Raw genomic sequence first — 20,185 nt, forward strand, 5'->3', positions numbered from 1 at the left:
GCCCAGTCTACGAACCCGGTGCGAAAGTCGGCGACCGTAGAACGGATGGGCGTCACACGGCCAGGTCGACGAAGCGGGTGCGCAGGTCCTCCACGGTCGGCATCGACACCGCGCCGCCCGGGGACTCGCAGACCCACCCGGCGACGTGTACCGCGACCCGGGTGAGGGTCGCCCACCCGCCGAGGTCGTCCGGCTTGCCGTGGGCGAGGATGCCCCAGCTCAGGCCGGCCATGGTCGCGTCGCCCGCCCCGGTGGCGTCGACCGGGGCGATGCGGGGGGCGGGTACGAGTACCGTCGACGAACCCTTCGCCACGAGGGCGCCCTGGGCGCCGAGCGTGACGACGACCGCGTCCGCGCCGCAGGACAGCAGGCGGGCGGCGGCCTGCTCGGGAGACTCGTCCCAGAGCGCCGTGGCGTCGGCCGAGCTCAGTTTCACCAGGTCGGCGGTGGCCGCGAACTCCTCGACGACGTCCGGGTTGAGCCCGACGATCGGGCGCACGTTGGGGTCGAAGACGCGGACCGGGCCGGGTACCGCCCAGGCGCGGCGGGCCGCGGCGAGCACGGGCGGGGCGAGCAGGCACATCGAGCCGCAGTACAGCAGCCGCGCGCGGGCCACGAGCCGCTCGTCGACGGCGTCGGCGTCGAGCAGGCCGTAGGAGGGCGGCTGGCCGTAGAAGCGGAAGGTCGGCTCGTGGCCCTGGAAGGTGGTGACGGCGAGGGTGGTGGGGACGTTCGGGACCGTGACGGCTCCATCGGTACCGACGCCGGATTTATCCAGAAAGTCCAGCAGGCGGTGGCCGAAGGGGTCGTCGCCGAACGAGCCCAGGAAGTGCACGTCGGCGCCGAGCCGGGCGATGCCGACGGCCACGTTGAACGGCGCGCCGCCGACCGCGGGGCGGTAGACGAGGTCGGCCCCCGCCGTGGACTCGAGCAGGTCGATCAGCGCCTCGCCGATCACCACGCCGTACCCAGTCATGGGAGCACCTCCTCGGTCGGGACGCCGGCAAAGCCGGGGCGCATGGTTCCGGTCACGAAGACGGCGTGCCACACGCAGAAGACGAGCACCGTCCACAGCTTGCGCGAGTGGTCGGCCTCCTTCTTACGATGGCTCTTGAGCAGCCCGCGCACCACGTCGAGGTCGAGCAGATCGCCGGCGCCGGAGGTGTCGAGCAGACCATGGGCCCAGTCGTACATCTCCCCGCGCAGCCACGGCCGGATGGGTACCGGGAAACCCAGCTTCTTGCGGTGCACGATCGGCTCCGGGACCACCCCCGCCAGGGCCCGCCGCAGCGCCACCTTCGTCTCCTGCGAGCGCGGCGGCACCTTGAGCTCGCTCGGCAGGGTCGCGGCGACCTCGAACACGGCGCGGTCCAGGAACGGGGTGCGCAGCTGCAGGGAGTGCGCCATGGTCATGCGGTCGGCCTTGACCAGGATGTCGCCGCGCAGCCAGGTGTACAGGTCGATGTACTGCATCGTGGTGACGTCGTCGAGCGCCCCGGCCTCCTTGAACACCGGCGCGGTGACGTCGGTGTGGCGCACGTCCGGCTCGTAGTGGCGCAGCAGCGCGGCCTTCTCCTCGTCGGTGAAGATGCGCGCGTTGCCGTAGTAGCGCTCCTCGATCGGGGTCGTGCCGCGCTCCAGGAAGCTCTTGCCCTTCACACCCTGCGGGATGACCCGCGACACGGCCCGCAGCCCGCGCTGCATCGAGCCGGGCAGGTGGCTGACGCCGGCCAGGGACAGCGGCTCGCGGTAGATCGGGTACCCGCCGAAGAGCTCGTCCGCGCCGTCGCCGCCGAGGACCACCGTCACGTCCCGGGCCGCGCGCTCGGCCAGGAAGAACAGCGGTACCAGGGCCGGGTCGGCGACCGGGTCGTCGAGGTGCCACACGATGCGCGGCAGGGCCCGCATGAAGTCGGTCGCGCTGACCACGGTCGCGGTCAGCGGGACGCCGAGCGCGCGGGCGGACTGCTCGGCGACGTCGATCTCGGAGTACTGCGCGCCCGGCCCGGCCGCGTCGTAACCCACGGTGTAGGTGCGCAGGCCCGGGTCCCGCTCGGCCGCGAGCGCGACGATCGCGGTCGAGTCGATGCCGCTGGACAGGAACGCGCCCACCTCGGCGTCGGCCTGCATGTGGGCGTGGACGCTCTCGCGCAGCGCCTCCCCGATCCGGCGGACGACGGCCTCCTCGTCGGCGACGGGCCCCGGGCGGAAGGTCAGTTGGCTGTACCGCCGGTTGGCCAGCGGCCCGCCCGGGGTGTACACGAACGACTCGCCCGCCCCGAGCCGGCGCACCTCCGGGTGCATGGTCGCGGGCTCCGGCACGTACTGCATGGTCAGATAGTGCTGCAGGCGTACCGTGTCGACCGCGTTGTCCCTGGTGAACGGCAGGAGCGCCTTCTTCTCGCTCGCGAGGTACACGCCCTGGGGCGTCTGCAGCTGGAACAGCGGTTTGATGCCGAACGGGTCGCGGGCGCCGAACGCGCGCCGGGCCGAGCCGTCCCAGATCACGAACGCGAACATGCCCCGGAGCCGGCTCACCGCACTCGGGCCCCAGTGGTGGTACGCGGCCACGATGACCTCGGCGTCGGTGCCGGTGGCGAACTCGGCGCGCCGCTCCTCCTCGAGCTCGGCCCGCAGCTGCGCGGCGTTGTAGACGGCGCCGTCCAGGACGATGAGGTACCGGCCGGCGGTGACCCCGGTCGGCGGGTACTCGATGGGCTGGGTCTTGTCGGATTTGTCGGTCAACTGCAGGTCTTCGGCGCCGAAGATGACGTCGTCGTTCCCGACGATCCGTTCGTCGTCGGGCCCGCGGTGGCGCATCAGCCCGAGCGCGTCGGCGATCGCGTCCCGCTGCGCCGCCGCGCCGCCCCGCGCGCTGACGAACGTGAGAAGACCCGCCATGGCAAGCATCCTCGCACGGGGTACGGTCGCAGGTGCATCACGAAAATCGCGGCGTTCGGAAGTGGGGTCACAATGGCGGAGGAAGCAGTCGGCACGCAGTCCCACGACCCTGACTTCCCGGAGCGTTACCGGGAGTTCATGCGCACGGGCTGGCGCGACACCGCGCTCGACGTGTCGCCGCGCGTGGAGGCGCCCGACCACGCCAAGCGCCGCTCCGAGCTGTCGGCCGCGTTCCCCGGCGAGACCCTCGTCATCCCGTCCGGCGTCGAGCACGTGCGCTCCAACGACACCAACTTCCGGTTCCGGCCCGGCTCCGAGCACGTGTGGCTGACCGGCGAGCACGACCCCGAGTCGGTGCTCCTCCTGCGCCCGACCGACGGCGGTCACGACGCCGTCCTGTACGTTCGCCCGCGCTCACCCCGCGACACCGACGAGTTCTTCACCGACCGTGACCACGGCGAGCTGTGGATCGGCCGCCGGCACACGCTCGCCGAGAAGTCCACCGAGCTGCAGCTCCAGACCGCCCACATGGACGAGCTCGCCAAGGCCCTCGACGACAGCGCGCCCGGCCGCACCCGCGTCCTGCGGGGCTTCGATCCGTCGGTCGATGCGGCGGTACGCAGCACCGACCCCGCCCGCGACCAGGAGCTCGCCTGGGTCCTGTCCGAGCTGAGGCTGGTCAAGGACGCGTGGGAGCTCGAGCAGCTCCAGGACGCGATCGACGCGACCGTCCGCGGCTTCGAGGACGCGGCCCGCGCCCTCCCCGCCGACCGCCCGATCAGCGAGCGCCTCCTGGAGGGCATCTTCGCCCTGCGGGCCCGCCACGACGGCAACGACGTCGGCTACGACTCGATCGTCGGCGCCGGCGCGCACGGCACGATCCTGCACTGGATGCGCAACACGGGCCGCACGGCGCCGGGCGAGCTGCTGCTGATGGACATGGGGGTGGAGAACCGCAACCTGTACACCGCGGACGTGACCCGAACCGTGCCCGTGTCCGGCTCCTTCACACCGCTGCAGCGCGAGGTGTACGACATCGTCTACCGCGCCCAGCAGGCCGGCATCGACACCATCCGCCCGGGCGTCGCCTTCGACGACGTGCACCAGGCGTGCATGCGCGCCCTGGCGGAGGGCCTCGCGTCCCTCGGCGTCCTTCCCGTGAGCGTGGACGAAGCCATGGACAAGAGCAACATTTTGTACCGCCGCTGGACGCTGCACGGCTTTGGTCACATGCTCGGCTTGGATGTGCACGACTGCGCGGCGGCGCGCAAGGAGCGGTATCGGGAGGGGTCCCTCGACGCGGGGTACGTCCTGACCGTCGAGCCCGGCCTGTACTTCCAGCCGGAGGACGAGCTGGTGCCGGCCGAGCTGCGGGGGATCGCGGTGCGCATCGAGGACGACGTGCTGGTGACGCCGACGGGGGCACAGAACCTGTCGGCGGGGCTGCCCCGGACGGCGGCGGACGTGGAGTCCTGGCTGGCGTCGCGGCGTAGTGAGGAGTTCCGCCTTCCGAGCTGAGCGTCCTGGCTGATTTCCAGTCTGCGCCTTCGACCGGCTGTCCGGTTGTGCTCGCTCGGTCGTGCCTGCCCCGGTTTGTGCGCAGTGCGGTAGCGGGCCGGTGGTGTGCTGCGTGCGCTCGCGTTCTTTCCTGTCTGCGCGCTTGCCCTCTTCCGCTTGCGCGTTTGCGGTCGTTTCCGGCTGTGTGTTTGTTGTCGTCCTGACTGCGTGTTTGCTGTCTGCCGGCTGCGTGTTTGCCGCCTTTGCGGCTGCGTGTTTACTGTCTGCCGGCTGCGTGTTTGCCGCCTTTCCGGCTGCGTGTTTGCTGTCCTCCGCCTGCGCGTTTGCTGGCTGCGCGGTTGCTGCCTGCGCGGTTGCTGCCTGCGCGGCTGCGCGTTTGCTGTCGTTCTCTGTCGGATCGGTGACCGTGTTACCGGCCGGGCAACCCTCGGCAGTCACGATGCGGCCATGAACGCTCTGATCGTGCTCGGCATCGCTGTCGTGCTGGTGATCGTGCTTGTCTGGTGGGCCTTGGCCACGTACAACTCGCTGGTCAAGGCCCGCACCCAGGTCGAAGCGTCCTGGGCCCAGATCGACGTGCAGCTCAAGCGCCGCCATTCGCTCATTCCGAACCTCGTCGAGACGGTGAAGGGGTACGCCGCGCATGAGCGGGGGACCCTCGCGGACGTGGTCGCCGCGCGCAACGCCGCCGGCGGTGGTCTCGACCCGGCCCAGCGGGCGCAGGCCGAGGGAGTGCTCACCCAGGCGCTCGGCCGGCTGTTCGCGCTGGCCGAGGCGTACCCGGACCTGAAGGCGAACCAGAACTTCCTCCAGCTGCAGGGCGAACTGGGCGGAACCGAGGAGAAGATCGCGTACGCGCGGCAGTTCTACAACAGCGCCGTGCAGACCTACAACCAGAAGATCCAGACGGTGCCGAGCAACATCGTCGCGGGCGTCGGGGGGTTCCGGGTGCGGCCGTACTTCGAGGCCGCCGGTGGAGAACGCGCCGACGTCAACGTGCGGTTCTGAAGGTTTCGATGGGAACGGGCACGATCGATCCGCAGCTCGTGGTCGAGATCGGGATCGGCGCCGCTGGACTAGCTGTGTGGTTTGCAGCTTTTTGGGCGGCTTTGTACGCCACTCGGCCCCCCGTGATCGCGGCGCCGCCGGCTACGCAGGACTTCGGCGGTGACGAACCGCCGGCCGTGGTCAGCCTCATCACGGGGCGGTGGGAGCTGACCGAAGACGCCGCCGAGTCCACGTTGATCGATCTTGCCGCCCGCCGGATGCTCGAGTTTCGCCAACCCGGCAACGATCCGCTGCAAACGACCGTTCATGTGCGCAATGAGCAGCCCACCGGGCTGAACGCTTACGAGCGCATGATGTTCGAACGTGTCCAGACGCTGGCTATGAACGGCGTGGTGCCGCTCACCGCGCTCACGTTCCGCGACGTCGCCGAGGCGCAGGGGTGGACGAAACGGTTGAACGCGGCGATCGTCGCGGACGCGCGTTCGCGCGGATTGTCGCAGCGGCGGTTCTCGTCCGCGGTTGTCGCTTCGCTCACCATCCTTGCGGGGATTCCGTCATTTGCGCTCGGCATCGCCGTGTTCCTGCACAGCCGCAGCGGCGGTTCGTTCGTTGCGGTCGTGTTCATGTGGTTCGCGCTCGCATATCTCGCCGGCAAGTCGCGCGGCGAGCGCGACACGCCGGAGGGGCGCGCGGTCGCCGCGCGCTGGCTCGGCCTCAAGGCGTTCCTGCGCGCGCACGAGAGCTTCGCCGACCTGCCGCCCGCCGCCGTGACCGTGTGGGACCGCTACCTGTCGTACGGCGACGCCGTCGGCGCCACCCGCGTCTGCGCCGCCGTCATCGACCTGGGCATGGGCAACCGCCGCCGCGTGTGGAGCTCGTTCGGCGGCACCTGGCACCGCGTCCGTGTCCGGTACCCGTCGTTCTGGCCCCGATACGGACAGAAAGCGGCACGCCTGACCGTCAAAGGTTGCATCGCACTGGCCATCGCCGCGCTGATCGTGCGCTACAACGCGATCGCGTTCGACTTCACCCCCGACTCGGTGTCGAGCTGGGTCACCCTCGCCGTGCGGGTGCTCATTCTGTGGCCGCTGCTGTACGGCGGGTACACCCTGCTAGGAACGGTCGTCGACGTGCTCACGCCGGTCACGGTGACCGGCGAGGTGCTGTGGGTGGAGACCTGGCGGTCGAAGACGCAGGGTGAGGACGGGCCGACGATCCCGCTGCTGCACTATCTGGCGGTGGACTCGGGCGCGTCCGGGCGCACCGTCGCCTGGGCCTGCCCCTCGGACGTCGCGAGCCGAACTGACGTCGGTGACGTCGTCACGCTGACCGCGCGCCGCTGGACCCGCCGCGTTCTCGACCTGCGCGTGGAAACGAGCGGACGTGCGCGATCGCAGACGTACGGCGAGGAACAGACCGACGCACTCATCCTGCGCGCGATGAGCGCGGGCGCCCCGGCCCTGGCCACCGCGGTACGCCCGACCCGGGTCGCGGCCGCCGAGCTGGTCACCGCGCAGGAGGCGGGCCGGGTGCTGGGGCGGCCGGTGACGCTCACGGGCAGTGACCGCGGCGTGGCGGTGGGCCCGATGACAATGGCCGAGTTCCGTGCGGCCGACGGCTCGGCGCTCGTCGTCACGGTCGTAACCGGCGACACGGCCGAACTCGCAATCCGCGCGCACCGCGGCGGTTCCCCTGTTGCGAGCGTGGGCGAGGAGGCGTTCGCGTCCGGGCAGTGGGTGGCCGCGAGGCAGGGCCGGACGGTGGTCAGCCTGGAACAGCGCAGCCCGGGCCCGATCCATCAGCCGTACCTTGTGTGGCTGCTCGGACTGGCGGTCGGCCGCCTCACCTGAGGGTGCGCGGTCGTCGGTTGCGCGGTCGGTCGCTTTGCGCGGTCGGTCGGTTTGCGCGGTCGTCGGGTGCGCGGTCGGTCGGTTTGCGCGGTCGTCGGTTGCGCGGTCGGTCGGTTTTGCGCGGTCGTCGGTTGCGCGGTCGGTCGGTTTTGCGCCGTCGTCGGTTGCGCGGAGGTTGTCCGCTTGTGCTCACTGTCGGCGTGCTCGCTTGAACGTGCGCGGTGTCGAACTGCGCGCTGCTGCTGGTTGATTGCGCACGTGGTGGTGCTCGAATTTGTCGTTCGGTGCTCGGATGTTGTCGTTCGGGCTGGCTGTCGGCGTGCTCGCTTCAACGTGGGTGAGCGTTGGCTGTGCGCGCCGGCTGTCGACGTGCGCGTTTGAGGGTGCGCGGTTGTTGGTCGCTCGGAATGTCGCCGACCGCCTCACTTGAGGTGCACGGTCGTTGGGTAAGAGGATTCCCGAGAGACAGCTGTAGCCACCTTCGCGAGGAGATTGCGCATGTCCGACCGTCCGCGCCCGCCGTCGCCCTACGACTTCCTGCCCGCGGTGCCGGCGTTCAGCTTGACCAGCGAGGATCTGGCCGAAGGCGGCACCCTGCCCGACGCCCAGGTCTACGAGCGCGGCAACACCTCACCCCACCTGGCCTGGTCGGGCGCCCCCGATGGCACCAAGGGCTACGCGGTGACCTGCTACGACCCGGACGCCCCGACGGGCGGCGGCTTCTGGCACTGGCTCGTGTACGACATCCCGGCCGGCGTCACCGAACTCCCCACCGGCGCCGGCACCGGCGACAAGGACGGCCTGCCCGACGAGGCCATCCACGCCCGCAACGACTACGGCACCCGCGACTTCGGCGGCGCCGCCCCGCCCCCGCAGGACGCGCCGCACCGGTACTTCTTCGTAGTCCACGCCCTCGACACCGACTCGCTCGGCGTAGACGCGGAGGCGAACCCCAACGTGGTCGGCTTCAACCTGACCGCGCACACACTGGGGCGCGCCATCCTCGTCGCCAGCTTCGGCTTCGGCGGCTGAAGCCTGTCGCACACCTGAGACCGACCCGCCGAGGGCCGGATTCCTCACCCAGACCGGCCCGGCGCAGTACGCGCCGGGCCGGTCCGCGTAACGGCGCTACGCACGCCGCGTTGGATCGCCTGTTCACGTATCGCACGGGAATGTGCCTTCACGCGGTCGCCGGCTCGTCGAGGTGCCCGCGCGTCCGGCGGACGCGTTGCACGTCCCGCGAATGCTCAGCTGTGCACCAGGCCTAACCGATCCAGAACGTGTCGTGCTCGAGCATGAACGCGGCGCGTTCGTCGTCGCTCATCGAGCCCAGTTCCGGGAGACCCTCGAAGTAGGCCTCCCGGGGCGCACCGGGCGCGAAGTGCAGCAGCATCTCGGCCGGCGCGCCCGACTCGTTGCGAAACGCGTGCACGCCGCCCTCTGGAACGTGCACGAAGTCGCCCGGTTCTGTGTCGATCCAACGTTGCCCGTCGTAAATGCGCACCGAACCGCTCAGGATGAAGAACGACTCGGAGATCGAGCGATGGAAGTGCGGGTCCGGGCCGCTGGGCTTCGGGCCCATCACCCAGCGGTACAGGCCGAACTGCCCGTGGGTCGACTTGCCCGTCGCCAGGTAGTGCACCGTGTTTCCGTTGGCGTAGGTGAAGTCCGGCGCGGTGCCGACGGGCCGGTAGGTGGCGTTCAGTTCGCCGTCTTCACCGAGGTACTTCGGGGATGGATACGACATACCCTCACCTTACGGACTCGCGGATCTTGTGCGCGGCCGCGACGACGTTCGTGAGCGCCGCGCGCACCTCGTCGTACGTGCGCGTTTTGAGGCCGCAGTCCGGGTTCACCCAGAGCCGCCCCGCGGGGATCACCTCGAGCGCGGCCCGCAGCCGGGACCCGACCTCGTCGACGCCCGGGATCCGGGGGGAGTGGATGTCGTACACCCCAGGGCCGACGCCCCGGGTCAACCCCTCGATCGCGAATCCCGAGCGGGCCGCCTCGATGCTCGTCACGTCCGCGTCCAGGGCGTCGATCGCGGCCAGGACCGCGGGCGCGTCGGAGTAGCACAGGTGGGTGTGGATCTGGGTCGCATCCGCGGCGCCGGCGGTGGCCCGGCGGTAGGCGGCCACGGCCCAGGCCAGGTACGCCGGCTGCTCCTCGCGCCGCAGCGGCAGCAGCTCGCGCAGGGCCGGCTCGTCAACCTGGATGATGCGGATGCCGGCCGCCTCCAGGTCGCGTACCTCTTCACGGATCGCGCCGGCGACCTGCAGCGTCACGTCGCGCAGCGGACGGTCCGCGCGCACAAACGACCACGCGACGATCGTCACCGGGCCGGTCAGCATGCCCTTCACCGGCCGGTCGGTGAGCGACTGCGCGTAAGTCGCCCAGCGCACGGTGATCGGCGCGGGACGGCGCACGTCGCCGTGCAGGATCGGCGGGCGGGTGCACCGCGAGCCGTACGACTGCACCCACCCGTTGCGGGTGACCGCGAAGCCTTCGAGGTGCTCGGCGAAGTACTGCACCATGTCGTTTCGCTCAGGCTCGCCGTGCACGAGTACGTCCAGGCCGAGCGTTTCCTGCTCGGCGATGACCCGATCGATCTCCGCGGCGATGCGCGTGTCGTACTCCTCCGGCTGCAGGGTCGCGCGTGCCGCGCGCAGCTCGCCGGTCTGCGGGAACGAGCCGATCGTCGTCACCGGCAGCGCGGGCAGCCCGAGGTCGGCTTGAGCCGCGACCCGCGCCGCGTAGGGACCGCGAGACTCGGGCGCGACCGTCCCCTCCGCCCGCGGGCGCACCGGCAGCGGCCCGGCCTTCGGCCCGAGCTCAGCGAGCGCGACGACCTCGGCGACCTTCTCCTCGGCGAACGCGAGCCGCGCGGTCAGCTCCGCGGGCAGGCCGGACTCGCCGCTCAGGGTGTACGGCACGTGCAGCAACGAACACGACGTGGACACCGCGGTCGCCCCGGCCGCGGCCAGCAGCGCCCGCGCCGCGTCCACGTCGGTGCGCCACACGTTGCGCCCGGACACGACCCCGCCGACCACGGTGCGCCCTTCGAACAGGCGCAGATTCGGCGGTACCCCGTGGGTCAGGTCGACCGCGACGCCCTCGATCGGGGCCACGGACAGCGCCGGGAGCGCGGCGTCGGCGTTGCCGAAATACGAGGCGACCAGGAGCTTCGGACGTCGCTCGAGCGCGGCGAGGCGCCGGTAGGCATGCCGGATGGCGGGTGCGCCCCCGTCGACGACGAGCGCCGGCTCGTCCAACTGCACCCACTGCGCACCGGCGTCTGCAAGCTCGCGCAGCAACTCGCCGTACACGTCGAGCAGATCGTCAAGCCGGTCCAGCCGATCCTGCAGGAATGTGACGGGCCCGAGCAGGACGGGCCGCGTCTCGTACCCAAGTGCACGCGCCTCGCGCAGCTCGGCGAGGGCCTTGTCCGGCACCGCCCGGAACCGCGTTTTCGCTCCGATCTCGGGCACGATGTAGTGGTAGTTCGTGTCGAACCACTTCGTCATCCGCAGCGCCGGCACGTCGTCCGTCCCGCGGGCCATCGCGAAGTACGGGTCGGGCGCGTCACGGTACCGATCGGGGATCGCATCGACGGCGACGGCCGTGTCGAGCACATGGTCGTAGAGCGAGAACGTGTTCGACGGCAGCCCGGCGAGCCCGAGTTCGTGCAGCCGGTGCCAGGTCTCGGCGCGCAGCCGGCGCCCGGTCTCGTCCAGCGCCGCGCGGTCGGTGCGGCCCGCCCAGTAGTCCTCGAGGGCGCGTTTGAGCTCCCGGTTCGGGCCGATGCGCGGGTAGCCGAGCACGGTGGAGATGGGAAAGTGTTCGTTCACACCGCGCATCGTGGCTGTTCGTATGTGTTTCGGTCTGATCGATAAGCGACGCGAATGGCCGATACTGGTCGCCGTGGTGGCGTTGCGGGACATCGAGTGCTTCGCGCTGGTGGCGCGGCACCGTTCGTTCTCGCGCGCGGCCACAGCGCTGTCCCTGTCCCAGCCGGCGGTGAGCCAGGCGGTCGCCCGTCTCGAGCGTGAGCTGGGGCTACGCCTGTTCGCGCGCACGAGCCGAACCGTCGAGCCGACCGCGCTCGGCGAGGCGCTGCTGCCCTATGCGGAGGCCGTGCTCGCTCAGGCCGGAGCGTTCACGGCGGAGGCGGCGCGGTTGGCGGTACCGTCGCCCGCCGGCATTCGTCTCGTTTATGCCCCCGTCGCCGGCACCTTCGCCGCGCGTCTGGCCCGCCGCCTCGCCGGACGCAAGCCGGGCCTGGACCTGACCCTCGTACCGGGCGGCTGGTCGGCCGCGACCGCCGAGCTCACCCACGCCCCCGACGGCGTCGCGGCCCTCATGAGCGCGCCGTTCCCGCCCGGCTTCGCCAGCGCCGCCCGGTTCCAGGTCCCGCTGAGCCACCTGGCGCTGTCGGCCGCCGACCCGCTGTCGACCGCGGCCGCCCTGACCCTGGACCGCGCGGGCCGCCTGCTGCTGCCGCGGGGCCTGCCGGTGCCGGCCGGGGTGCGCCTGGCCCCGGAGGCGGTCGACGACCCGGCCGCGGGCCTCGACCTGGTGGCGGCGGGCCGGGGCGCGCTGCCGGTGCCGCAGCTGCTCGTCGACACCGTACGCCGCCCCGACGTCCGGTTTGTCCCGCTGGCCGGCCCCACCCCGCGCCTGACGTTCGCGCTCGTGTGGCGAGCCGAGACGGCGGGCGAGGAGGTGATGGCGCTGGTACAGGCGGCGCAGGATGCGCTGCGCCGCTGAGCGCTGGTGAGCGAGTGGTGAGCGAATGGTGAGCGTTGCGCGGTCACGAATGTCGAACTCTGCGCGTCCTGAGCGTCGGAATCTGTCCGTTTGCGAATGTCGAACTCTGCGCGCTTGGGCGTCGGAGTCTGCGCGTTGCGAATGTCGCGCACCGGGTCACGAACGTCGTCGAGGCCGGGGCCACGACATTTGGGGTATATGCCCCGAAGCCGCCTATGTCGGGTGCCCGCTGTCCGATGCAAGAAGCCCCGAAGACCGCACGTCGAGGTTCGGGTAGAGTTGAGGCCCCATGACTACCGTCGACCGGCCGCTGCGGATCGTCCGGACCTACCACCCCCGTCGAGGGCGCCTCAGCGGCCGCCACTTCGACGCGCTGGAGCGGCTCGCCGAGCGGTACACCTTCACGCCCGGAACCCCCGTCGACGTCCTCGAAATCGGGTCCGGGATGGGCGAGGCCACCGTGCAAATGGCCGCCGCCGACCCGCACCGGCGCTACCTGGCCGTCGAGGTCCACACGCCCGGCGTCGCCAACCTGCTGCACCTGATCGACGAGGGCGGCCTCGACAACGTGCAGGTCGCGGCCGTCGACGCGTTCGAACTGCTCGACGGCATCCCGGCGGGCAGCCTCGCCGCCGTGCACGTGTTCTTCCCCGACCCGTGGCCGAAGGCGCGCCACCACAAGCGGCGGCTCATCGTGCCCGAACGTGTCGCCGTACTGCGCGAGCGCCTGCGCACTGGAGGCGTGCTGCACTGCGCGACCGATGACGCCGAATACGCACAAGCAATGCTCGAAACGCTCAACGCCGACCCGGGCCTGGTGAACCGCTTTGACGGATTCGCGCCGCGCCCCGCGCACCGGCCGGTGACCAAATTCGAACAGCGCGCACTGCGCGCCGGACGACAATCCTTCGACGTGATGTACGCGCGCGACGGGGCGGCCGCCCAGGAGCGCAGCGTTGACCGATGCCGAAGCGAAGCGGAGGCGTCGGAATGAACAATCTCGCCGCGCGTGTGCCAAGAGACGGCGACCCGGACGCCGTCTTCGAGGCGTTCTCGGTCTGGGCGCAGGAGCAAGGGCTCAGCCTGTACCCGCACCAGGAGGAGTCGCTCATCGAGATCGTCTCCGGTGCGAACGTCATCCTGAACACGCCCACCGGCTCCGGCAAGAGCCTCGTCGCCGCCGGGGCGCACTTCGCCGCGCTGGCCACCGACCGGACCACGTTCTACACCGCGCCGATCAAGGCGCTGGTGTCCGAGAAGTTCTTCGCGCTCGTCGACATGTTCGGCCCGGAGAACGTGGGCATGCTCACCGGCGACGCAAACGTCAACGCGGATGCGCCAATCATTTGCTGTACCGCCGAAATCCTCGCGAACATCGCACTGCGCGATGGTGAGCGCGCCGACGTCGGCATCGTCGTGATGGACGAGTTCCACTTCTACGCCGACCCCGACCGCGGCTGGGCGTGGCAGGTGCCGCTGATCGAGCTGCCGCAGGCACAGTTCGTGCTCATGTCCGCCACGCTCGGTGATGTGACGCGCTTCGAGGGTGACCTCACGCGCCGCACCGGGCGCCCGACCGCGGTCGTGAAGAACGCCGAACGGCCCGTGCCGCTGATGTTCACCTACTCCATGGACCCGCTGCACGAAACGATCGAAGAGCTCCTGTCCACGCGACAGGCGCCCGTGTACATCGTACATTTCACGCAGGTCGCGGCGCTCGAACGTGCACAAGCGCTCATGAGCGTGAACGTTTCCACGCGCGCAGAAAAGGACATGATCGGCGAGGCGATCGGGAACTTCCGGTTCACGGCCGGCTTCGGCAAGACCCTGTCGCGCCTCGTGCGGCACGGGATCGGCGTGCACCACGCGGGCATGCTCCCGAAGTACCGCCGCCTGGTCGAGACGCTCGCGCAGGCCGGACTGCTCAAGGTCATCTGCGGCACCGACACGCTCGGCGTGGGCATCAACGTGCCGATCCGCACCGTGCTGTTCACCGCACTGTCCAAATACGACGGACAGAAGACCCGGCTGTTGTACGCGCGCGAGTTCCACCAGATCGCCGGCCGGGCGGGCCGAGCCGGCTTCGACACTGTCGGCACCGTGGTCGTGCAGGCACCTGAGCACGTCATCGACAACGAACGCGCACTCGCGAAGGCCGGCGACGACCCGAAGAAGCGCCGCAAGGTGGTGCGCAAGAAGCCGCCGGAGGGCTCGATCGGCTGGGGGCGGCCCACGTACGACCGGCTGGTCGAGGCCGAGCCGGAGCCGCTCAAGTCCAGCTTCCAGGTGTCGCACGCGATGCTGCTCAACGTGATCAGCCGCCCCGGCGACGCGTTCACGGCCATGCGTCACCTGCTCACCGAAAACCACGAAGACGCGCACTCTCAGCGACGCCTCATCCGTCGCGCGATCGCCATCTACCGCGCGCTCCTGGCCGGCGGCGTGGTCGAGCAGCTACCCGAACCCGACGAGGAGGGCCGCCGCGTCCGGCTCACCGTCGACCTGCAGATGGACTTCGCGCTCAACCAGCCGCTGTCGCCGTTCGCGCTCGCCGCGATCGAACTGCTGGACCGCGAGGCCCCCGGGTACGCCCTCGACGTGCTCTCCATCATCGAGTCCACATTGGACGACCCGCGCCAGGTGCTCTCCGCGCAGCAGTTCAAGGCGCGCGGCGAGGCGGTCGCGGCGATGAAGGCGGAGGGGATCGAGTACGAGCAGCGCATCGAGCTCCTCGACGACGTCACGCACCCCAAGCCGCTCGTAGAGCTGCTCGACAACGCCTACAACATGTACAAACAAGGACACCCGTGGGTGGCCGATTATGCACTGTCGCCCAAGTCCGTGGTGCGCGACATGTTCGAACGCGCAATGACGTTTGTCGAATACGTCGGGTTCTACAGCCTGTCGCGGTCGGAAGGGCTTGTGCTTCGGTACCTCGCCGACGCCTACAAAGCCGTGCGCCAGACGGTGCCCGAGGACGCGCGCACCGAGGACCTCACCGACATCATCGAGTGGCTCGGCGAGCTGGTGCGCCAGGTCGACTCCAGCCTCATCGACGAATGGGAGCGGCTGCGCAATCCCGGCGAGGAACGCCCGGAACTGCGCGACGACCGGCCGCCGGCCGTCACGCGCAATCTGCGCGCATTCCGCGTCCTGGTGCGCAACGCGCTGTTCCGCCGCGTCGAACTTGCGGCGTTGCATCGCTACGAGGAATTGGGCGAACTCGACGGCGAGGCCGGCTTCACCGCGGACGCGTGGGAGGATGCGGTGGAGGCGTACTTCGACGAGTACGACTCAATGGGTGTCGGCCCGGACGCGCGCGGCCCGGCGCTTTTGGTCATCGACCAGAAGCCGGACCGGTGGCACGTCCGCCAGATCTTCGACGACCCCGTGGGCGACCGCGACTGGGCCATCGTGGCCGAGGTGGACCTGGCCGAGTCCGACGCCCAGGGCGCAGCGGCGGTCCGCATCGTTTCGGTAGGCCCGGCAAAGGGCTTCTAGTCCGGATCGCGCGTTCTTGGTTCGTGCGCAGCTCTTCCCGCCTTCAGCTTCTTCGGTCCCAGCGCGGGTCCGTTGTGAGCCGTTCGGTGCTAGGCGGCGGTCAGCACTCGCAGCGCACGCGTGACCGTGTGGGCCATTTCGTCCCGGGCGCTGCGAAGGTACTTCCTGGGATCGACAACCGCGGCGTCACGCCCGATGACTTCACGAATCGCCCCGGTGAACGCGACATTGAGCGCCGTTCCGATATTGATTTTGACCAGCCCGCCCCGCACCGCGGCGCGCAGCTCCTCCTCGGGCACCCCCGACGATCCATGCAACACGAGCGGCACCGCAACGGCATCCTTGATCCGCGCGATGAGCGCGTGATCGAGCCGCGCATCCTGCGTTGTCATAGCGTGCGCGGATCCGACCGCAACGGCGAGCGCATCGACACCGGTCGCCTGCACGTACTGCGCGGCCTCGCAAGGATCGGTGCGCACTCCTGGCGTGTGCGCACCGTCCTTGCCCCCGACCTCGCCGAGCTCGCTCTCCACCCACAACCCGCAGGCATGCCCGCGCGCAACGGCATCCGCAGTGGCGGCGACATTGGCGGCGTACTCCAGCTTCGACGCGTCGTACATCGCCGAACCGAACCCGTTGCCGGCGGCCTGGTCGAAGAGCTCGTCACTCTCGACATGGTCGAGGTGCAGCCCAACGGCCACGGAGGCAAGCTCGGCGACCGCCCGCGCCGCCGCGGCGATCGGCCCGAGCCGCCCGTTGTGGAATCGCACAGCGTTCTCGCTGATCTGCAGAATGACCGCACACCCGGCCGCCTCGGCCCCGGCCACGACGGCTTCGGCATGCTCAACGGTGATGACGTTGAAAGCGCCGGCCCCAACCCCTCGCCGCCGCGCGTCGTTCACGATCTCACCGGTGGGGGTCAACATGGCGGTTCTCCTCGTTCAACGCTTGGGTCTTGTTCGTTCGTGAAGCCGGGACGCTCACTTGCCACGCCTCGGTCCTCCCCGGCGGCCCTAGGATGTTCATGTGTGCCGGCGGAGTGTTCGTCTGTGAAGCCGGGGTGTTCGTCCGCCGTGCGGGGGTGTTCGTATGCGACGGCGGGTTGTCCGTTCGCGGCTTCAGGACGTTCGTTGGCGACGCCCGGGTGTTCGTTCGGGACGCCCGGGTGTTCGTGCGGGACGCCCGGGTGTTCGTTCGCGCCGCCCGGGTGTTCGTCTGCGACTGCTAGGTGTTCGCTCCCGGCGGCGGGATGTTCGTTCAAAGGGTCGAGCTGTTCGACCCGTGTGCGATCACGCGGCTCACAGAGATTGCATTCGCCGACGACGCCGGTCAGCGGTTCGGCAACGACGTTGATGCGTGTGCGCAGGTCGCGGTAACGCTGCTCGTCGACCGCACCGGCCACGGGCGCCGCGACCGCGGCGGCGGACAGCGCGACAGCGTCGGCGAGCAACTCCGGCCAAGGCGTGCGATCGCGCAACCCCCGCGCCAGTGCTGCCACGCAGGCGTCACCCGCGCCGGTGGGGTTGCCCGTCTCAGGAGCCGGCGGCGCGGCGCGCCACCCTTCGTGCCCGCTGACCGCGAGCAGACCGTCCGGCCCGCGCGACACAACTACGCAGCCGGCGCCCAATCGGCGCAGCATTCGAACGTCCAGGACTGTCCGTTGATCGGTCGCTGTACCTTCGTCCGGGAGTGCACGTTCGCTCATCAAGACGGCAAGCTCTTCGGCGTTGGGCTTCACCACGTCCGGGCCTGCCACGAGGCCCAGGCGCAGCGGTTCGCCGCTGGTGTCGAGCACCGTGCAGGCACCGTGCACCCGCGCAATGTCGATGAGCACCGCGTACGCATCCGCTGGGAGCCCTCGAGGCAGCGAACCGGACATTGCGACGACGGTGACGTCGTCGAGCAGCATGCGGTACAGCTGCAAAAAACGAAGCCACTCGACCGTTGTGATGTCCGGGCCCGGCTCCCACAGGCCCGTCGCGTCCACGCCGTCGGCGATGGTCACCGTGCGGCGCGTCTCCCCGGCGATCGGTGCGAACGCGTGCGGTAAGTCGGCCGCGGCGAGCAGTTCGCGCACCCGTTCGCCGGTGACGCCGCCGAGCAGCCCGGTCGCGAGCACCGGCTCGCCCTGTGCGTGCAGGACGCTCGCCACGTTCAGTCCCTTGCCGCCTGCGCGTTCGTGCACTGCGCGCACACGATGCGTCGTTTGTGGACGAAACTCGTCCACCGCGTAGGTCAGGTCCAGCGCCGGATTCAGCGTCACCGTGAGGATCACGCCGCACCCCCGATCGGGAGTGCGGCGCGACCCCGCCGGTTCAGCAGGCGGCGTACTTGTAGGAGCCGCTGCCGGGCGCCGTGACGTCCAAGTCGCGCAGCACGATCGACAGCGACGCCCCGTACGCCTTGCACACCTTGGTGAAGGCGCTCTTCGTGTACTCGATGACGATCACGTTGTTCCCGTAGACCGACGTGTAGTCGCCGCACTCGTCGTAGCGGCCGCACTCCTCGGCGATCGCGAAGTCCAGGCCGGCGGCCTTGCCCGCGGTACCCAGGTCGGTGGTGTTCTTCTGTGCGATCGCCAGCCCCTTGTCGTGCGTGTGCGAGGCGAGCAGTTTCAACAGTGCGATTGCGTTCGACTTCTGCAGCAGCCCTTTCGAGCGCTCGTACGAGTCGATGTTGTCCGGCTCCACGGCCTTGAAGCCCTTGGCCGCGCAGCCGTCGATCCAGCCGTTGACGATCGCGGCCACCGCTGTGCGCTTGGCCGGCGTCGAGACGTCGATGAGGTTCTCGCCCCAGTCGCTGTCCACGACGTACTGCCCCTTCGCGTCCTTGAGCAGCAGATCGTCGTGGTTCGCCTGCCACCACGAGATCTCGTCGGGCTGGGTCTGGAACACGTTGACGTAGCAGATGTTGTAGAGGCCGGCCGCCGGGGTGGCGGTCCGGTCGCGGCTGACCACCTGGACTCCGGACGGTGGTGCGTAGGCCCCGCCGATCTGGTAGTCGAACTGGGCGTTGGCCGGCGGCGGGGTGTACGTGGCGGCATCGGCGGTACCGATGCCGAGGCTGATGACGGCAAGAACCGTCATCGTGGGCACGCCGATACGGCGCAGTGTGGGAATCACAGCGAGAGCTCCGAGGGGTTTCGGGATCTGCCCCGCCTCGGGTGCCGAGCACCCTGGCGACCTGTGTGCCGGGCTCGGGAAGCACTCCACTACCGGCTGGGCTCGATCGCTCGGGGCGATTCAATCGCTTTGATTCGTAATTGTCAATGGCTGTTCGTGCACGAAAATCGTTCGTACGAGCATGATTCTGCAGCTGGTACTGTCCAATCGAACACTGACACGAGGGAGCGACGATGAAGCTCGACGTACTGGTGATCGGCGACGCCAACCCCGACCTGGTACTGCGCGGCGACGTGCGCCCCCGCTTCGGCCAGGAGGAGCAACTGCTGGACGCGGCCGACCTGGTCCTCGGCGGCTCCGCGGCGATCACCGCGACGGGCTGCGCCCGCTTGGGACTGCGCACCGGTCTGCTCGCAGCGGTCGGCGCGGACGTGTTCGGCGCCTTCACCCGCGAACGCCTGACGGAGCGCGACGTCGAACTGCTCACGCCGGCGAGGGACACGCCGAAAGCCTCCGCTCCGCACGCGCAGGAGAACTCGACGTCCGGAACAGGCGCAACGAGCGCGGCGGGTACAGGCGCAACGAGCGCGGCCGGCGGAGGCGCAACGAGTGCTGCTGACGCAGGCGGGAGCGTGGGCGCGACGGGCGCTGATGCCGTTGGCGTCACTGGAGCCGGCGCAACACCGACCGGGCTCAGCATCATCCTTTCCGCGCCCGGCGACCGCGCGATCCTGACACTGCCGGGCACCATCCCCACACTGCGGCCGGAGGATGTCACCGACGAACTGCTCGCTTCTGCGCGCCATGTGCACGTTGCGTCGCTGTTCCTGCAGCCCGGCCTGCACGCGGGACTGGCCGGGGCGTTCGCCCGCGCCCGCGCGCTCGGTGTGACCACCTCGCTCGACACCAACTGGGACCCGTCCGGCCGCTGGAGCGGGCTGGAGGAGATCCTCGCGGTCACCGACGTGTTCCTGCCCAACGCGGCCGAACTCCTCGCCGTGACCGGGGCTGGCGCGCTTGAGGAGGCGGCGGAGAAGCTCGTGGGCTCGGGCACGACCGTCGTGCTCAAGGACGGTGCGCGCGGTGGCCGCGCCTGGTGGCCGGGCGGCGGATACGTGACCGCACCCGGGCTCGCCGTCGACGTCGTGGACACCACGGGAGCCGGGGACAGCTTCAACGCCGGCTTCCTAGCCGCACGGCTCGCCGGTCGCGATGTACCGGAGGCGCTGGCCTGGGCCGCGCGGGCGGGCTCGCTCAGCACCCGCGCCGCCGGCGGTACCGCGGCACAGGCCACTGTGGACGACCTCGCCGCCGGCGCGCACTGAGCGCACCGCACACCCGGCGCGCAGTGAGCATGCCGCGTACCCAGTTCGCGCTGAGCGCACCGCGCATTCACTGCGCACTGAGCACACCGCGCACCCACTGCGCACTGAGCACACCGCGCACCCACTGCGCACTGAGCACACCGCGCACCCACTGCGCACTGAGCACACCGCGCACCCACTGCGCACTGAGCAC

Annotated in this window: 15 protein-coding genes and 1 pseudogene; 9 read left to right on the top strand and 7 right to left on the bottom strand. The window is 70.2% G+C overall.

From position 1 onward, the window contains the following. Nucleotides 1-52: 52 nt before the first annotated feature. Together AB0B76_RS33315 and asnB are read right to left on the bottom strand one after the other, a co-directional pair. Nucleotides 53-976, bottom strand: coding sequence for a carbohydrate kinase (locus AB0B76_RS33315; protein WP_360382834.1), 924 nt, complete (start codon nt 974-976; stop codon nt 53-55). Next, nucleotides 973-2,901 (bottom strand): asparagine synthase (glutamine-hydrolyzing), encoded by a 1,929-nt coding sequence (gene asnB / locus AB0B76_RS33320; protein WP_360382835.1) that lies wholly within the window; start codon nt 2,899-2,901, stop codon nt 973-975. Before asnB ends, AB0B76_RS33315 begins: the two co-directional genes overlap by 4 nt. Before the next feature lie 72 nt (nt 2,902-2,973). On the opposite strand from asnB, the gene AB0B76_RS33325 reads away from it, so the two are divergent. From AB0B76_RS33325 to AB0B76_RS33340, 4 genes are all read left to right on the top strand, one after another. Then, on the top strand, nt 2,974-4,419 hold the full coding sequence (locus AB0B76_RS33325; RefSeq protein WP_360382837.1) for an aminopeptidase P family protein: 1,446 nt from the start codon (nt 2,974-2,976) through the stop codon (nt 4,417-4,419). Between the two features lie 447 nt (nt 4,420-4,866). After that, complete coding sequence (locus tag AB0B76_RS33330; RefSeq protein WP_360382839.1) at nt 4,867-5,427, top strand: LemA family protein; 561 nt, start codon at nt 4,867-4,869, stop codon at nt 5,425-5,427. A 122-nt stretch (nt 5,428-5,549) separates the two neighbouring features. After that, nucleotides 5,550-7,277: a hypothetical protein gene (locus AB0B76_RS33335; RefSeq protein ID WP_360382841.1), complete on the top strand. Its 1,728-nt coding sequence runs from the start codon at nt 5,550-5,552 to the stop codon at nt 7,275-7,277. Between the two features lie 498 nt (nt 7,278-7,775). Beyond that, complete coding sequence (locus AB0B76_RS33340) at nt 7,776-8,309, top strand: YbhB/YbcL family Raf kinase inhibitor-like protein (protein WP_360382842.1); 534 nt, start codon at nt 7,776-7,778, stop codon at nt 8,307-8,309. Nucleotides 8,310-8,541: 232 nt separating this feature from the next. On the opposite strand, the gene AB0B76_RS33345 is transcribed toward AB0B76_RS33340, so the two are convergent. Together AB0B76_RS33345 and metE are read right to left on the bottom strand one after the other, a co-directional pair. Then, the gene (locus AB0B76_RS33345) at nt 8,542-9,024 is read right to left on the bottom strand and encodes a cupin domain-containing protein (RefSeq protein ID WP_360382844.1); all 483 of its coding nucleotides are present in this window, start codon (nt 9,022-9,024) and stop codon (nt 8,542-8,544) included. Between the two features lie 4 nt (nt 9,025-9,028). Then, complete coding sequence (gene metE, locus AB0B76_RS33350; protein ID WP_360382846.1) at nt 9,029-11,125, bottom strand: 5-methyltetrahydropteroyltriglutamate--homocysteine S-methyltransferase; 2,097 nt, start codon at nt 11,123-11,125, stop codon at nt 9,029-9,031. A 73-nt stretch (nt 11,126-11,198) separates the two neighbouring features. Here metE and AB0B76_RS33355 point away from each other — a divergent pair, with 73 nt between their 5' ends. From AB0B76_RS33355 to AB0B76_RS33365, 3 genes and pseudogenes are all read left to right on the top strand, one after another. After that, a complete protein-coding gene (locus AB0B76_RS33355) occupies nt 11,199-12,044 on the top strand; it encodes a LysR family transcriptional regulator (protein ID WP_360382848.1) in 846 nt (281 codons plus the stop codon). 289 nt (nt 12,045-12,333) lie between these two features. Then, nucleotides 12,334-12,972: pseudogene (gene trmB, locus AB0B76_RS33360) on the top strand (tRNA (guanosine(46)-N7)-methyltransferase TrmB); the annotation flags it as partial. A 62-nt stretch (nt 12,973-13,034) separates the two neighbouring features. Continuing rightward, nucleotides 13,035-15,545, top strand: coding sequence for a DUF3516 domain-containing protein (locus tag AB0B76_RS33365; RefSeq protein WP_360382850.1), 2,511 nt, complete (start codon nt 13,035-13,037; stop codon nt 15,543-15,545). A gap of 89 nt (nt 15,546-15,634) precedes the next feature. Here the strand turns inward: AB0B76_RS33365 and AB0B76_RS33370 are convergent, their stop codons facing one another. The 3 genes from AB0B76_RS33370 to AB0B76_RS33380 are packed head-to-tail and all read right to left on the bottom strand — an operon-like array spanning nt 15,635 to nt 18,631. Next, nucleotides 15,635-16,471: a class II fructose-bisphosphate aldolase gene (locus AB0B76_RS33370; RefSeq protein WP_360382851.1), complete on the bottom strand. Its 837-nt coding sequence runs from the start codon at nt 16,469-16,471 to the stop codon at nt 15,635-15,637. Continuing rightward, nucleotides 16,465-17,820 (bottom strand): 1-phosphofructokinase family hexose kinase, encoded by a 1,356-nt coding sequence (locus AB0B76_RS33375; protein WP_360382852.1) that lies wholly within the window; start codon nt 17,818-17,820, stop codon nt 16,465-16,467. The genes AB0B76_RS33370 and AB0B76_RS33375 overlap by 7 nt, the downstream gene beginning before the upstream one ends. Before the next feature lie 40 nt (nt 17,821-17,860). Next, nucleotides 17,861-18,631, bottom strand: coding sequence for an endo alpha-1,4 polygalactosaminidase (locus AB0B76_RS33380; RefSeq protein ID WP_360382853.1), 771 nt, complete (start codon nt 18,629-18,631; stop codon nt 17,861-17,863). Between the two features lie 287 nt (nt 18,632-18,918). Here AB0B76_RS33380 and AB0B76_RS33385 point away from each other — a divergent pair, with 287 nt between their 5' ends. Then, complete coding sequence (locus tag AB0B76_RS33385; protein WP_360382854.1) at nt 18,919-19,992, top strand: PfkB family carbohydrate kinase; 1,074 nt, start codon at nt 18,919-18,921, stop codon at nt 19,990-19,992. Further along, the coding region (locus AB0B76_RS33390) for a DUF4573 domain-containing protein (protein WP_360382907.1) at nt 19,880-20,185 on the top strand (306 nt) is incomplete at its 3' end. The genes AB0B76_RS33385 and AB0B76_RS33390, both read left to right, overlap by 113 nt.

This window comes from Dactylosporangium sp. NPDC049140, assembly GCF_040648435.1.